Annotated in this window: 9 protein-coding genes and 2 pseudogenes; 6 read left to right on the top strand and 5 right to left on the bottom strand. The window is 71.8% G+C overall.

The genetic code is table 11. The features are described from left to right. Positions 1-1,087 precede the first annotated feature (1,087 nt). The 3 genes from ACGFS9_RS22640 (at position 1,088) to ACGFS9_RS22630 (ending at position 4,924) form a co-directional block, all read left to right on the top strand. A complete protein-coding gene (locus tag ACGFS9_RS22640; RefSeq protein ID WP_393255596.1) occupies positions 1,088-1,822 on the top strand; it encodes an ABC transporter ATP-binding protein in 735 nt (244 codons plus the stop codon). Positions 1,823-1,833: 11 nt separating this feature from the next. After that, positions 1,834-4,215 carry an FtsX-like permease family protein gene (locus tag ACGFS9_RS22635; RefSeq protein ID WP_393255594.1) on the top strand — a complete coding sequence of 794 codons (2,382 nt, stop codon included), beginning with the start codon at positions 1,834-1,836 and terminating at the stop codon, positions 4,213-4,215. A gap of 109 nt (positions 4,216-4,324) precedes the next feature. Then, complete coding sequence (locus ACGFS9_RS22630) at positions 4,325-4,924, top strand: TetR/AcrR family transcriptional regulator (protein ID WP_393255593.1); 600 nt, start codon at positions 4,325-4,327, stop codon at positions 4,922-4,924. A 200-nt stretch (positions 4,925-5,124) separates the two neighbouring features. Here ACGFS9_RS22630 and ACGFS9_RS22625 read toward each other — a convergent pair whose 3' ends face one another. Beyond that, entirely contained in the window at positions 5,125-6,096 is a 972-nt protein-coding gene (locus ACGFS9_RS22625) for an SDR family NAD(P)-dependent oxidoreductase (RefSeq protein WP_393255592.1), read from the bottom strand. Positions 6,097-6,159: 63 nt separating this feature from the next. Here ACGFS9_RS22625 and ACGFS9_RS22620 point away from each other — a divergent pair, with 63 nt between their 5' ends. Beyond that, the gene (locus ACGFS9_RS22620; protein WP_393255591.1) at positions 6,160-6,732 is read left to right on the top strand and encodes a TetR/AcrR family transcriptional regulator; all 573 of its coding nucleotides are present in this window, start codon (positions 6,160-6,162) and stop codon (positions 6,730-6,732) included. Between the two features lie 177 nt (positions 6,733-6,909). On the opposite strand, the gene ACGFS9_RS22615 is transcribed toward ACGFS9_RS22620, so the two are convergent. The 4 genes and pseudogenes from ACGFS9_RS22615 to ACGFS9_RS22600 all read right to left on the bottom strand — a co-directional run bounded on the left by ACGFS9_RS22615 (position 6,910) and on the right by ACGFS9_RS22600 (position 9,244). Then, a complete protein-coding gene (locus tag ACGFS9_RS22615) occupies positions 6,910-7,176 on the bottom strand; it encodes a hypothetical protein (RefSeq protein ID WP_393255589.1) in 267 nt (88 codons plus the stop codon). After that, positions 7,177-7,266 (bottom strand): annotated as a pseudogene (locus ACGFS9_RS22610) (hypothetical protein); the annotation flags it as partial. 378 nt (positions 7,267-7,644) lie between these two features. Further along, entirely contained in the window at positions 7,645-8,508 is an 864-nt protein-coding gene (locus ACGFS9_RS22605) for an LLM class flavin-dependent oxidoreductase (RefSeq protein WP_393255587.1), read from the bottom strand. A gap of 262 nt (positions 8,509-8,770) precedes the next feature. Next, on the bottom strand, positions 8,771-9,244 hold the full coding sequence (locus ACGFS9_RS22600; protein WP_393255585.1) for a helix-turn-helix domain-containing protein: 474 nt from the start codon (positions 9,242-9,244) through the stop codon (positions 8,771-8,773). Positions 9,245-11,210: 1,966 nt separating this feature from the next. Here ACGFS9_RS22600 and ACGFS9_RS22595 point away from each other — a divergent pair. Further along, positions 11,211-11,423: a hypothetical protein gene (locus ACGFS9_RS22595; protein WP_393255584.1), complete on the top strand. Its 213-nt coding sequence runs from the start codon at positions 11,211-11,213 to the stop codon at positions 11,421-11,423. A gap of 1,454 nt (positions 11,424-12,877) precedes the next feature. Beyond that, positions 12,878-13,617: pseudogene (locus ACGFS9_RS22590) on the top strand (hypothetical protein); the annotation flags it as partial.

The raw sequence follows: 13,617 nt of genomic DNA, 5'->3' as shown, positions 1-13,617 counted from the left end.
GGCGGCCCGTCGGCCGGGCCCGGCCGACGGGCCGCGAACGGGGCGTGCGCATGTCGCGGGAGCCGAAGTGAAGTTCGCCTTTGCGGAGGTCGGTGCGCGCGGCGAGACCGCGGAGCGTGTCTCGTCGGTCATCTCCACGGCCTGCCGTCACGCAGCCTGCGCCGCATGGACGGGAATCTTGCGGCGGGCGAGCGCGCCCGAACGGTATCCCCAGACGGGGGCCCGTGAAGTCGGCGGCAACGACTGCCGGTTGGCCTGAGGGCGTTGCGCGATCCCGGGCAGGTGTGGCGCCTTCGGGCGCGGAAGGAGGATGAGGGCTGCTCCGGTCGGCCCGTCAGGCGGTCGGACAGGGGGCTTGCCGCTCTGTCCGTCTGGGGGCCACCGTCAGGGCGCCGTCGGAGCCTGACCGCGATGGTCTGTCGGCAGACCGTGCACCACAGTGTCGTCGACCGCCTTTCCCGATGGTGCACGAGCGGCCGGGGCGCTCCCGGACCGTCCCGGCAGAAGGGCCCGGCCGCTGGCCCGAACATGACACGCCCTGGATGTCGCGCCGAAGTCGTCGACCGATCGGGTCGCCAGGGGGTCGGCGCCGCCTCCGATGAAGGCCGGCCGTTCAGCGGGGGGCCGAGCCGGCGTATGCGCTGAACGCCTGCAAGCCCGATCGCGACGATGGGGAACGAGGGCTGTCCTTGGCGTGGCGTCCTTGTTGGATCCGGGGGAGGCCGAACCGGGTGCCGTCTCGTGGCGGCGTCGGTCTGGCCGAGCCCCCGCAGTCGAGCGGGACGATCGCTGCCGGAGCCTCCCTGTGGTCGGCGCCGAGGATCGGTCGGATGGCGGCGCCACGCCGCCCCGGTCCTTGTCGAGGCGCCGGTGGTTCCCCGCGTGCCCGGCCGCCGAGCGGACCCGGGTCGGCGTGAAAGGGCTTCCGTTGGAAGCCCCGGAGGCCGTCTGGACGCAGGGCAGTGGCCGGCGCGCTCGTTCTCGTGTGGCACACCTCTTGTTTGGGCGACTGCCCAAGGCGTACGCTTTGGGCGTTCGACCAAACAGGAGTGTGTGGAGAGCACACAGGAGAGCGAGAGGTGCGCAAGTGGGCGAGGCGACGGCTCCCGTGCGGCGGCGCGGCAGCGTGCGGCTACGAGGAGTGGAGAAGACGTACGGGACGGCCGAGGCCGCGGTGCACGCACTGCGGGACGTCCACCTGGACGTCGAGCCGGGTGAGATGGTCGTCGTGCTGGGGCCCAGCGGCTCGGGCAAGACGACCCTGCTCAATCTCATCGGGGGGATCGAGGCGGCCGACGCGGGGCGGATCGCCGTCGCCGAGGAGGACATCAGTCACCGGAAACCGGCCGCGCTCAGCGCGTTCCGGCGCGAGCACATCGGGTTCGTGTTCCAGTTCTTCAACCTCGTGCCGACACTGACCGCCCGGGAGAACGTCGAGGTGATCGCCGAACTGACCGGGCAGGGAGACCGGGCGCGCGCCGTGGAACTCCTCCAGGACGTCGGGCTCGGCGACCGGATGGACCACTTCCCCGCGCAGCTCTCGGGCGGGCAGCAGCAGCGCGTCGCCATCGCCCGCGCCCTGGTCACCGACCCGGACCTGCTGCTCGCCGACGAGCCGACCGGTGCCCTCGACACCGCGACCGGGCGCCGCATCCTCGAGCTGATGCAACGCAGCAACCGCGAGGGACGCACCGTCCTCATGGTCACCCACAACGCCGGGATCGCCGCCCTGGCCCACCGCGTCGTGCACATGCGCGACGGGCGCGTGGAGTCCGTCGACCGGCGGGCCACACCCGCCGACGTATCCTCCGTCAGCTGGTGAGGGGTCCCGCCGTGCGCCACATCCTGCTCACCAAGACCCGCCGCGACCTGCGGCGCAGGATCGCCCAGTTCGCCGCGGTGGCGGTCACCGTGATGCTGGGGGTCACCCTCTTCGTCGCCAGCCACGACGCCTACCTCAACCTCGACTCGTCCTACGAACGCACCTACAGCCGCCTCCACTTCGCCGATCTCACGGCCACCGCCCCCGACGCTCGCAAGCTCACCGACCGTGTCCGCCACGCCGACGGCGTCGCCGCCGTGACCGCCCGCACGCGGGCCGACATGCCGCTCGCCATCGACGGCCAGAAGCTCCAAGGCCGCGTCGTCGGCCTGCCCGACAACGGCCGGCCACCTGCCGTCGACCGGTTCGACGTCACCGCCGGCAGCATGCCCGCCGCCGGTGACGCGCACGGCGCCGTCATCGAACGGCACGCCGCCGACACCTTCGGCATGAAGCCGGGCGACCGCGTCCGCGCCTACGACGGCCATACCTGGCGCACCCTCACCGTGCGCGGCGTCGCCGAATCGCCCGAATACCTGTGGCCCGCCCCCGATCGGCAGTCCGCCCTGTCCGACCCGCATTCCTTCGCCGCCCTGTACGTGCCGGAGTCCACCGCCCGTGCGCTCTCCGGGGCGAGCGCGCCGAACGAGGCGCTCGTCGAGTTCATTCCGCACAGCGGCTCCGCCACCGCCGACCGGATCACCAGGCAATGGCGCGACGCCGGCGCGGTACACGTCGAGCCGCGCTCGGACCAGCCCTCCAACGCCACACTCGCCGAGGATCTGAAGGGGTTCCAGGAGATCGCGGTCGCCTTCCCGCTGCTGTTCCTGTCCGCCGCGGGCGTCGCCGCGTACGTCCTGATCACCCGCCTGGTCCTCGCCGAACGCCGCGTCATCGGCACCCTGCTCGCCGCCGGGGCCCCGCGGGGCGCGGTCGTGCGGCACTATCTGAGCCACGCGGTCGTCTCGGCAACGGCCGGCGCGATCGCCGGTGTGGGCCTCGGGGCGGTGGCCACCGCCGCGGTGACCCGTGCCTACACCGAGGCGCTCGGCATCCCGGACACCGTCGTGGGGCGGCACGTGCCGACGATCCTGATCGGCCTGGGGTTCGGCATCGTCGTGGGTCTGGTCGCCGGCGGTGCGCCGGCCGTCACCGCCGCCCGCACGGCGCCCGCCGAGGCGATGCGCGGCGACACCTCTCGGCCGCGTAGGCCGGGACGGATCGCCACAGCGCTCGCCCACGCCCACCGCCTGCCGGTCGGCTGGCGGATGGCGCTGCGCGACCTCGGCCGCAGCCGGCGTCGTACCGCCGCCACGATGAGCGGCGCCGTCCTCGCGCTCGTCCTCGTCCTGACCTCCATCGGCATGCTCACCAGCATGCGAACGGCCCTGCACGTGCAGTTCGACACCGTGCAGCGGCAGGACGCCACGGTGACCGCCGCCCATCCCGGCGACTCCGCACTCGCCGACCGGCTCGCCGCCCTGCCCGGCGTCACCCGAGTCGAGCTGTCGGCCGTCACCGCCGTGACGGTCGCCCCCGCCGCTCCCGGCGGTGACGGCTCCTCCCCTTCTTCCTCCTCCTACAGCACCTCGCTGACCGGCTACCGACCGGACACCTCCCTGCACGTCTTCCTCGACCGCAACGGGCACACCCGCGCGCTGCCCACCCACGGGGTGCTCGCCGGATCCGCGCTCGCCGAACGACTGCACGTCGGCGCCGGTGACCGGCTCATCGTCACCGGGCCCGACGGCACCGCCCGCCAGGTCACGCTCGCCGGATTCGTCCGGGAACCCGTGGGCACGTCGCTCTACGGCTCCCTCGACACCGTCAGGGCAGCGACCGGAACCTCGACCAACAGCTACCTGCTCCGCTTCGGCGACGGTGCCGACCGCGACCGGCTGCGAACCGAGGCCACCGGGCTCGACGGCGTCGTCGCCTACACGGACGCCCAAGCGCTGCGCGACCAGGTCGACGCCTACTTGAAGCTCTTCTGGATCTTCATCGCCGTCATGCTGCTCCTCGGCGGCATCCTCGCCTTCGCCGTGATCTACGTGACGATGACGGTCAACGTCGCCGAACGCACGGGCGAGTTGGCCACGCTGCGAGCCGCCGGTGTGCCGCTGCGCCGGGTCGCCGGTGCGCTGGCCGTGGAGAACCTGACGGCCACGCTGCTGGCGGTACCGGCCGGGCTCGCGGCGGGCGCGGCGGTGGCGTGGGCGTTCATGAAGTCGTTCAGTACGGACCTGTTCACCATACGGCTCGACCTCGGCTGGCCTGCGCTGCTGCTTGCCGCCGTGAGCGTCGTGGCAGCGGCCGGCGTCTCACAACTGCCGGCCCTGCGGGCCGTGCGGCGCCTCGACATCGCGCGCGTCGTGCGGGAGCGAGCGCAATGAGGCCGCCCCAGCCCGGGCGTGAGGGCGGCGTTTGCCCGGGTGATCGGCCACCTCTACGCTTTGGCCGAACGCCCAAGCCGCCGAGAGGCACAGAGAAAGAGACGCCCCCATGACACCGACCTCGCAGGAAGCCGGCCGGGAGACCCGGTCCCGGCTGCTGCGTGCCGCCGCCGAACTGATCGTCGAGGACGGCTGGGGCGCGGTGTCCACCCGTCGCGTCGCCGAGCGTGCGGGGGTGCGCCCGGCGCTGGTGCACTACCACTTCCGCTCCGTTGACAACCTCCTCGTGGAGGCGTCTCTCGCCGCGCTGCGCGAGGAGGTGGACGCCATGCTCGCCGGGCTGCGTGCGGGCGCCGACGCCGGGACCGGCCTGGCGTTCTTCCTGGACGAGATCGCCCGGTACGCGGCGGGCGGCCAGAACACGACGTTGTTCAGCGAGACGCTGCTCGCCTCCACCCGGCACGAGCGGCTCCGCGAGGAACTCGGCAAGGTCCTCCACGAATGCCGTGACGCGCTGGCCCGCTGGGTGGCCGGCCAGCGGCAGGCCGTCGGCGCCGACCCGGGCGACGCCGAGGCCACCGCCGTGGTGTTGCTCGCGCTGCTCGACGGGCTGGTGCTCCACCGGATCATCGACCCGGATCTGGCGTCCATCCCGGTGACCGGACCACTGCGGCGGCTCGCCGGGCTGCCGCAGACGCCCGCCCCGTAGGGCCGTGCCGGCTCCGCCTTCGCTCTGCCCGGGGTGAGACTGAGACACGGCAGCGGGCGGGAAAGGTGCCGGTCGAGGGCCCTGCGCGGGCACGACGGGGACGCGCGTGGACGTGATGGGCGGGTCCCGATCGGGCAGGGGCTGCCGGGGGCGTACCGGTGGGCGTGCCGGCTCGGCGCAGTCCGGTGTCGCGCGAGGGGTCACACGGCAAGCAGGTCGGTCGAGACCTTCCAGAGGCGTTCGGCGATGGCGGGGTCGAGTGCCCACTTCTTCACACCGTGCGGGTGCTGGGCCAGGTCGGCGTCGTCCGGCACGGTGTAGGCCTCTTGTCCATCGTCGAGGTAGTGGCCCCCGGTATGGGCGAACTCGGGGGCGACGGCTGCGACGATGCTGGTGGCGGCTCCCTGCTCGACCGTCTTGTAGGTGAAGATCCCGGCGGCCTCGGCAGCGTCCAGCGACGCCTTCTGCTCCGGTGTGAAGTTCCGCTGCAGTCCCGTGGCGACACCGCCGGGGTTCACCGCGTTGGCGACGATGCCGTCGGACGACCAGAGGCGGGTCGCCTCGACGGCGAAGAGGGAGTTCGCCGTCTTCGACTGGGCGTAGGCGATCTGCGGGTCGTAGCCGCGGCGCTCGAAGTGGAGGTCGTCGAAGTCGATGCCCGACCGCATGTGCGCGGTCGAGCTGACGGAGACGATCCGTGCTCCGTCGCGTTCGGCCGCTCCCTGTGCCAGGGCGGGGTGAAGACCGGTGGCCAGCGCGAAGTGGCCGAGATGATTCGTGGCGAATTGCAGCTCCCAGCCCTCCCGCGTCCGTTCGAGGCCGCCGGTGACGACGCCGGCGTTGTTGATCAGCAGGTGGAGCGGGTCGTCCCACGTCTCGACGAACCGTGTGACGGTCCCCGGGTCGGCGAGGTCGAGCCGGGTGACGCGGGGACGGATCCTTCCGGTCGATGCCGCGATCTGCTGGGCGACGGCCTCGCCGGCGGAGGTGTTCCGAACGGCGAGCGTCACGTCCGCTCCGGCGGCGGTCAGTGCGCGCGCCGTCTCGATCCCGATTCCGGAGGTGGCTCCCGTCACGATCGCGCGGACGCCGGAGAGGTCCATGTCCCGCAGCACGCTGCCCGCGGTGGTGGAAGAGGTGAAGGGCGTGCGAATGAGGTGGCCTGCGTTCATGGCGGCCACTATATGGACTAGTCTCCATTTGTATAGTGCGTCTCGTGCTCGTATCCTCGATGCATGAGCCGTCCCGACGCCGTCCCTCAGCAGGCCGCGGTAGCCGATACCGACCGTCGCACCATGGTTCTGGAATCCGCGATGGCCACGTTCGCGCGCTACGGCTACCGGAAGACCTCGATGGAGGAAGTGGCGCGGGCGGCTCACATCTCCCGCCCCGGGCTCTACTTCCTCTTCTCCTCCAAGGAGACCTTGTTCCGTGCCGCGGTCACCCAGACCCTGGAACGCGACGTCACCGCTGCCGAACGAGTCCTGACCGACGACAGTCGCCCTCTTTCCGAGCGACTCCTCGAAGCGTTCGACCAGTGGGCGGGCCGCTACATCGGCCCGCTGACCCGGGACATCCCGGCCGTTGTCGAGGCCCATCCCGACCTCCTCGGACCGATCGTCGACACCATGCCACGCCGTTTCGAGGAACTGATCACCGACGCGATCGCCGTCGAGTCGGGACGCGAGGCCGCCCGCCCCCTCGCCCAGACGATGATCAGCTCCTCGATCGGCCTCAAGCACCAGGCCGCATCACGGGAGTTCTACCTCGACCGACTGGCGATCGCCATCAGCCTCCTGCTGCGCTGAAACCCCTCCGTCCTCGGCCGACACAGCCCCCGGCCTCGCACGACGGCGATCCGGGCAACCTCCGGTGGACGGAGGCGACCGCGCGCACGAGGGCGAGGGGGCCCTTCGGCAGCCACCGGGCGACCGTCGCCCACACCACCGCGACCCTTCCCGGAAGGGAACGGCCGCTGGCGGGAACTACTGCAGGAAGCCGTCGATGGGCACCGCGTTGTATGCGCTCGCCCCCGTCGAAGTGATACCGCCGGCAGAGCCCGGCAGGAGTAGATCGCCGGCGCCGCTCGCCAACAGGTCGGCCTTCCCGTCCCTGTTCGTATCGCGCAGTCGCACCAGGCCACCGAACTCGTCGTCCGCCGTCAACGCACCCGGCACGCCCGGCGTGTTGCGGGCGAACCACTGCGATCCGGTACCGGACAGGCCGGTCGCCCGTCCCTTGAAGACGTGCACGCCGCCGGCGTATTCCCGGCCGTCGATCTCCTCGCCCCGGACACCGACGGCGAGGTCCGCGTAGCCGTCGCCGTTGACGTCGCCCGCCGAGACCGAGCAGCCGAACTCGTCGTAGTTCTCCGGGGTTCCGGCGACACCACTGGTCGCAGGTGGTTGCTTCGAGAGCTGGCGAGGTCCGTCGAGGAAGGGGGCCGCTCCGCCATCCCCGCTGGTCTCGGAGACACGTTCGTCTCACCTACGCAGCCGCCCCCGCCCGAACCAGACCACGTGCGAACGGCAGGGCTGATCTCTGATCGATACCGGTAGCCGGGTGCCCGGCGACGGGATTCTCCTCTTCCTCATCCTCGTCGTCGCCGAGTCTCTACTGGACCGGCTGATCCACCAGGTCGTCATGAACGGCCTGGCTGCCGGCCCGACAGGCGGCCGGGCAACCGTGCCGGCGAACCCGGCGCGTCCTCGGAAGGTTGATCAGATGACCGGTGGTCCTGCATCGATCCGGCGCATCACCGCGGGTAGGCAGTCCAGATCGGGGCCGGTTTGGACCTGCCGCTCGTCCCACCAGGTGGCGCCGGCATCGTGCAGCGGACCGATCACGTCCGTGGCTTTCGCGGCGTCCGGGGCTGTGGCGCCGCCGAGCACGAACTCGAAGGGCTGCTCGGCCTCGGTCGGGCGGTGCCTGCGCACATAGTCGACAAGGTCCCTTACCTCTGCCGCCTCGGGCACGTATCCATGCCGGGCGGTCTCGAAAAGAGGCACCGCGCCGTCCCACCCTGCTGCTCGCCGCATCGGCGGGCGACGCGGCCAGAACCCGCCGATCCATACCGGCGGGCGGGGGCGCTGCACGGTTGCGGGCAGCAGCGTCACGTTCCGGACCTGGTAGTGGCGGCCGTGGTGGTTCACCGGCTCGCCCGACCACCAGCGTTTCAGCAACTCCAGTCCCTCGTCCAGCCGCTCGGCCAGGACGTGTGGCTGAGCGGTGTCGCCGAAGCTGCGGTATTCGTCCTCGACCGGGCCGCCCAGGCCGGCAGCGAAGATCACCCGGCCGTTGCTGAGATGGTCCAGGGTGGCCACCTGGCGGGCAAGTTGCTGTGGACGATAGCGGGGGATCGGCGTCAGCAAGGTGCCCAGCCGGATCCGCGAGGTCGCCAGCGCGGCCGCGGTCAGCAGCATCCAGGGGTCGGCGAAGGGGCGTCCCTGGTGTTGTCGGTGCAGTACGTGGTCCCAGACGAAGAGTCCGTCCCAGCCGGCCCCTTCGGCGGCAGCCGCCACCGTCGCGACGTTACGGGGATCGGCGAAGTCACCGAAGTTGGGGATGTTGATGGAGAAGCGCATCCCGGCAGGATGCGCACCTGGCCGCGAAGGTGCAATCGGATTCTGATCCAGGTGGCTCCACCACGCACCCCACCGGCAGGTTCCGCGGTGTTGCCGCCTTCCTGATCATCCACCCCCGTGTTCAGCGCTGTTGGCCCGGCCGGTGAGCGGCGCGGATGGCGCCGCGGGGGATGGCACCGTGAGGGCCGCGCCGGGACGTTGCGGCGGGGTTGCTCGCGTGGTCTGCCGGTCGTGCCGTGTTCGGTGGTTGGTAGTGAGGTGGTCACCGGGTGGTGCGGGGGGTCTCTGTCGTGTGGGGGTTGTTGGCGAGGAGTTCCGCGGCGCGGAGGTGGATGGCGAGTTCTGTTTGCAGTCGGGTGATGCGCCGGTGGGCGTTGCGGAGTTCGGCGCGTTGCCCCGGTGCTTGCAGCGGTGCCCGGCCGACGGCGGCTGCGGTGATGGTGGTCGCGTGGTGGTGGGGTTTGTCGGTGAGGCCGTTCAGGCGTTCGGCGAGGAAGCGGCGTCGCCATTTGCGGACGGTGTCGGCGGCGACGTGTAGTTGGGCGGCGACCTGGGTGATCGGTGGCGTCTGGGGGCCTGCGCATGCCAGCACGATGCGGGCGCGCAGGGCCTGTGCCTGCCCCTGTGTGTGGGGCTGGTGTGCCCAGCGTTCGAGCGTGGTGTGCTCTTGTGGCGAGAGCAGCAGCGGCGGGAGTTTGGGGCCGCGACGGGATGCTGATGTACCAGCGGCTGACATCACACGCGCCCTAACGAGCGAGTGTCCTTGCAGGACACTGGCTGCACTGCACCTGCCCGTGCAGGAGCCCGGGGCAGGCGCCCTGGTGCGGTGTGTTGTCGGCGGGTGGCCCGGTCGCGTGGTGCCGGATGGGGCCGGGGTGGTTCCCGGGCGGGACCGCTGCCTGCATGCCACCGTCGGGCAGGGTGCGCCGTCGCCGTTGTCGCTACGGCTGTCGTTGTCTTGGCGGGGTGGTGGCCGGAGGCAGGGCCTCGTGCGCCTTCTCCGCCGCGCTCTTCCGTTCCGCGGTGATGCCTGCGAAGGCCTGCGTCCGCTCGCAGGTCGGCGTGGGTATCGGGATGGCACTGAGCGGGTCGTTGTTCGGAGTGGGTCCTTGGTCGGTGGTGGGGAAGTGGGGGTGGTCCTCCGTGCTCGCTGCCGGGGCGGCGTGCACGGCCCCGGCCGGCGGTCGCTGCGGCCGGAGAGCGTCAGCCTGGCGGCCCGCCCGTCGCCGGGCCGGCTGCCGGTTGCTCACTCGTGTCGTGCGCAGTGGTGGAGGAGTGTGCGAAACGGGTGAGGAGGTGGGGTGTCCGGGTCGGCGCTGTCACGGTCGGCTACCGGGTCGCCGGGCTCTTCGCGGCCGGTTCTTCGGCGTCGTCGAAGGCCGGTCGGAGCGCCGGTGAGGGAACGGGGCTGGTGCGGGTCGGAATAGGGGCAGGGCCTTTCGGGATCGCGGGGTCGTCCTGCCCGTGAGGCCGTCGGGGCCGGGGGTGGATGGCGCCGGTCCTGTGGGCCGCGGGTCGCCTGCCGGCCCACGGAGCCGGCTGCTTCGGCCGGTGTGCTGTCTGAAGTTGTCGCGGGCTGCCGTCCGAGGTCGTGCACCGGATCGCGGCCGGTCGGCTTGCCGCCCCCACCCGGATGGTTGCTCCCGGTTCCCCGGCGGGGTCGCGCTGGCCTGACGGCGTTGACCGGACAGGGAATCCCGGTGGAGCGGTCCGTGGGTTCGTGGTCGATAGGGTAGTTCGGTTTCCGGCGGGGCGGCGCGCATTGATCACCCACCGGGCCCACCGGGTCCATGGGGTCCGCCGGTGCTCCGCTCCTGCGGCGCGCGGCGAGCCGGATGGCCAGTTTACGCGCGAGCGGCCCGATGACCCGGCGCAGTTCGGCGAGCCGGTCCCGGCCCGCGTAGAGGAAGACCCGGTCGGCGGTGGTGGCCACCGCGCCGAGGGCGATGGCGTCGCGGTCGCGCCGCTCGGCGAGGTCTCTGCCGATGATGAATCGTCAGGTACGTTCGCTTGAATCTGGGTTCGTCGACAAGCCGCCCGGGGTCCCAACGAGTGATCCGACAGGTACGCGCGGCCGGCACGGGTTCGCCGAAGCTCCTGCGAGTTTTACTGACGTCCCGTCAGGTCCGCGGTGGTTTCCGGAACTCGATGCGGACCCTCCAGGCTCGGCTGGCGGCCCGTCAGATCCGTGTCAAAGCTAGAGCCCGCGACGCCCAGGTTTGCTGGTGGTCCGTCAGATGCGGTGCTGTGGCCGGGTGCTGGGATCGACGTGATGCCCGGGGCCGTCCGGCCCGGCTGCGGGGTGGGTGGGGCCCCTCGCGCCGGTGGGGGGAATAGGGGAGGGGTGAACTCTTGTGCGTTTTACGGGTGTAGGTCCGTGTTGAGGAGTTTGCGCAGTCGTCTGTCCGTCCGCTACTGTCCAACGTCATCGGACGAGTTGTCCGGTAACTCCGGACAACGGTTGTGGTGTCTCCCGCTCTCTGCCAGGAGCGGGAAACTCCGCGGCCCACGTGAATGGTCAGGGAACGGTTCTACTCCCTGTCCCGGGCCTGGCGGCAGGTGTTCGTCCGCGATTCAGCCTTTCGGGCTGAGCGCGGGCGGGTGTCCGTGCCGTTTCGGGTTCCGCACGTCCATGGACGGGGCGTTCCCGCGGGCTGTGGCGTCCGGAGTCCCTCTGTATCGACATCTGAAAGGTTTTCATCATGGACATCGCAAAGCTTGAGGCCGAGTCCGCCGAGCTGCTTCCCGGTCGTGAGGCGCTGGGCAAGCTGTCGTTCAGCTTCGCCAAGACCACCAACATCTCGCACAAGGCCGCGGCCGTCGGTGCGCACAACGAGTCGCTGGCGGCGAACTCCTTCTCGCCGTTCGCGGTGGCCCAGTCGCAGGCCACGCAGGCGATCAGCGTCCACCAGTAAGCCCGGCCGCGCCCCGGGGCGGCACCGGTCCTCAAAGGGGGCCGGTGCCCGCAGCGCGCCGGACCGGTGTTCGCCGGCCCGGCCGCTGCGGGAGGACCGCCGGCCGCAGGGGGCTTCCGTCACAGGACTGCCGAAAGGGGCAGGCCGTACCGGCCGGCGGCGATGCGGCACAGGTTGCGGCCCGCCCCCTCGGCGGACCCGCCCCTTTCGGGAGGCACACCGGAAAGGGGCGGGACCGGCCCACCCGCCCGGGGCCAGACCCGGCCCCCCTGCGGGCCCAACCTTCTCCAGTCCCTACTCCTTCGACGAGCCGGCCCTCCGGTAGGCCCGGCAGACCCGGCCCCACTCCCGTGGGCCCCACCCCTCCGGCTGCCCTTCCGGACGGGTGGGCCCCCGGGCCCCGGCTACACCGGGATTTGGTGGGCCGGGCCTCGGTAGGGCGAGCCCTCTGCGGGCCGGCTCCCGGTCGGCCGGGCCCCGGTACGACGGGCCCCGGCAGGACCGGTCCACCCGCGGGCCCGCCCCCCCCTTCCGGGCGGGCGGGCCCGCCCAGGCCCGGTCACCGGGCCCCGGTTGCGCCGGGCGGTGGTAGGGGGCCTCCGGTGGGCCCGCCTGGGCCCCGGTTGCGTCTGGCCTTGGTACGCCAGGCCCGTCTACGCCGGGTCTTGGCAGGGCTCACCTCCGGTGGGCCGGTTCCGTCGGTGGGCCCGCTCCCTTTCCGGGCGGATGGGTCTGGCCGGGCCCCGGTATGCCGGGCCTGCGGTGGGTCGATCCTTGTGTGGTTCGGCTCCCGGTGAGGGCCGGTTCGCCGGTGGGCTCGCGCCTCCGGGCGGGTGGGGCCCGGCCAGGCCGTGGTGCGCCTGGCTTCGGTACGCCAGGCCCGGTGGGTGGGGCCCTCGGTGGGCCGGCTCCCAGTGGGGCCGGTCCGCCGGCAGGCCGGCCCCCTTCCGGGCGGGTGGGCCCGGTCGGGCGCCGGTATACCGGGCCTGCGGTGGGCTGGGCCTGCGGTGGGTCGTGCCCCGGTGTATCGGGGGGCTGGTGTACCGGGCCTCGGCGCACCTGGTCTGCCGCCTGGGCGGGGTAGGCCCGGCCCGGTACATCCGGCTGACAGGCATCCCCGGGGCTTGGGTTGATGGCCGTCATGGACTCCCGTCCGTGCCGGTGGTCTTCGACTGCCGGGTACAGCCGGGGGGGTGTCGCTGGGCCGCTGTTCACGTGCGGGGGGCGGGGCCGGCCGGTTTCTACCGTCCGGGCCGTGCTGCTCGCTGCTGGTGTTTTCCCGTATCAGGAGGAGAGAAGAGGTGGCAGTGTTCGGAGAGCGCAGCCCCGACGCTGTCGGCGTGTCGCACACCCAGCCCCTGGACGGCCAGGACCCGACCGCGTGCGGTGATGCCACGATCCCGTTGCAGGCGGATGCCCGCACGATACGGCTTCGCACGCCCGCGTCTCCGGTTGTGCCGGTGCCGCGGTTGAGTGCGGGCCTTGAACGTCTGGGGGAGTACAAGGGGTCGGGGTTCACCGAGCCGAAGTACCTCGTGCGCCGCGGGGACGGTCAGGTGGTGCAGTTGTCCCGGCTGCTGTACCTGGTGGTCAGCGCGATCGACGGGATCCGGGACACCGAGGGGATCTCGCACTACGTCAGTGCCCGTTTCGGCGATGAGGTCACCGTGGACAACGTGGCCTATCTGCTGGACAGCAAACTCTTCCCGCTCGGTGTCCTGTCGGCCGCGAAAACCGGCACCGACGCCGGTGCCGGGGGCGATGGCGGCGCGGATGACGCGCCGGCGCCCCGTTCGGATCTGCTGTTGGCCCTGAAGGGCCACAGGGTTGTCTTCCGTGAGGAGCAGGTGGCGCGGATCGCTGGGGCGCTGGCGTGGCTGCACCGGCCGGCGCTGGTGGCGTTGGCGTTGTCCGCGACCGTTGTCATGGATGTGTGGCTGTTCGGTATCCATGGCGCGATGACCCCGGTGCTGCGGGTGTTGGAACAGCCGATCTGGATGCTGATCGTTTTCGCGCTGACCGTCACGTCGCTGGTCTTCCACGAGTTCGGCCATGCGTCGGCCTGCCGCTACAGCGGCGCGAAACCCGGCAAGATCGGTTACGGCATCTTCCTGATCTGGCCGTCGATGTACACGGACGTGACGGACGTCTACCGGGTGGGGCGGGCAGGGCGGCTGCGCACCGGGCTGGGCGG

The sequence above is a fragment of the Streptomyces sp. NPDC048566 genome (genome assembly GCF_043199735.1).
Classification (GTDB): domain Bacteria; phylum Actinomycetota; class Actinomycetes; order Streptomycetales; family Streptomycetaceae; genus Streptomyces.
Note: the sequence above shows the minus strand (reverse complement) of the source record. Positions and strands in the feature narration are given on the sequence as shown.

Coding starts and splice junctions, on each gene's coding strand:
- ACGFS9_RS22595 (WP_393255584.1), top strand. CDS start 11,211: ATGGACATCGCAAAGCTTGAGGCCGAGTCCGCCGAGCTGCTTCCCGGT.
- ACGFS9_RS22625 (WP_393255592.1), bottom strand. CDS start 6,096: ATGAACGCAGGCCACCTCATTCGCACGCCCTTCACCTCTTCCACCACC.
- ACGFS9_RS22605 (WP_393255587.1), bottom strand. CDS start 8,508: ATGCGCTTCTCCATCAACATCCCCAACTTCGGTGACTTCGCCGATCCC.
- ACGFS9_RS22600 (WP_393255585.1), bottom strand. CDS start 9,244: ATGTCAGCCGCTGGTACATCAGCATCCCGTCGCGGCCCCAAACTCCCG.
- ACGFS9_RS22630 (WP_393255593.1), top strand. CDS start 4,325: ATGACACCGACCTCGCAGGAAGCCGGCCGGGAGACCCGGTCCCGGCTG.
- ACGFS9_RS22620 (WP_393255591.1), top strand. CDS start 6,160: ATGAGCCGTCCCGACGCCGTCCCTCAGCAGGCCGCGGTAGCCGATACC.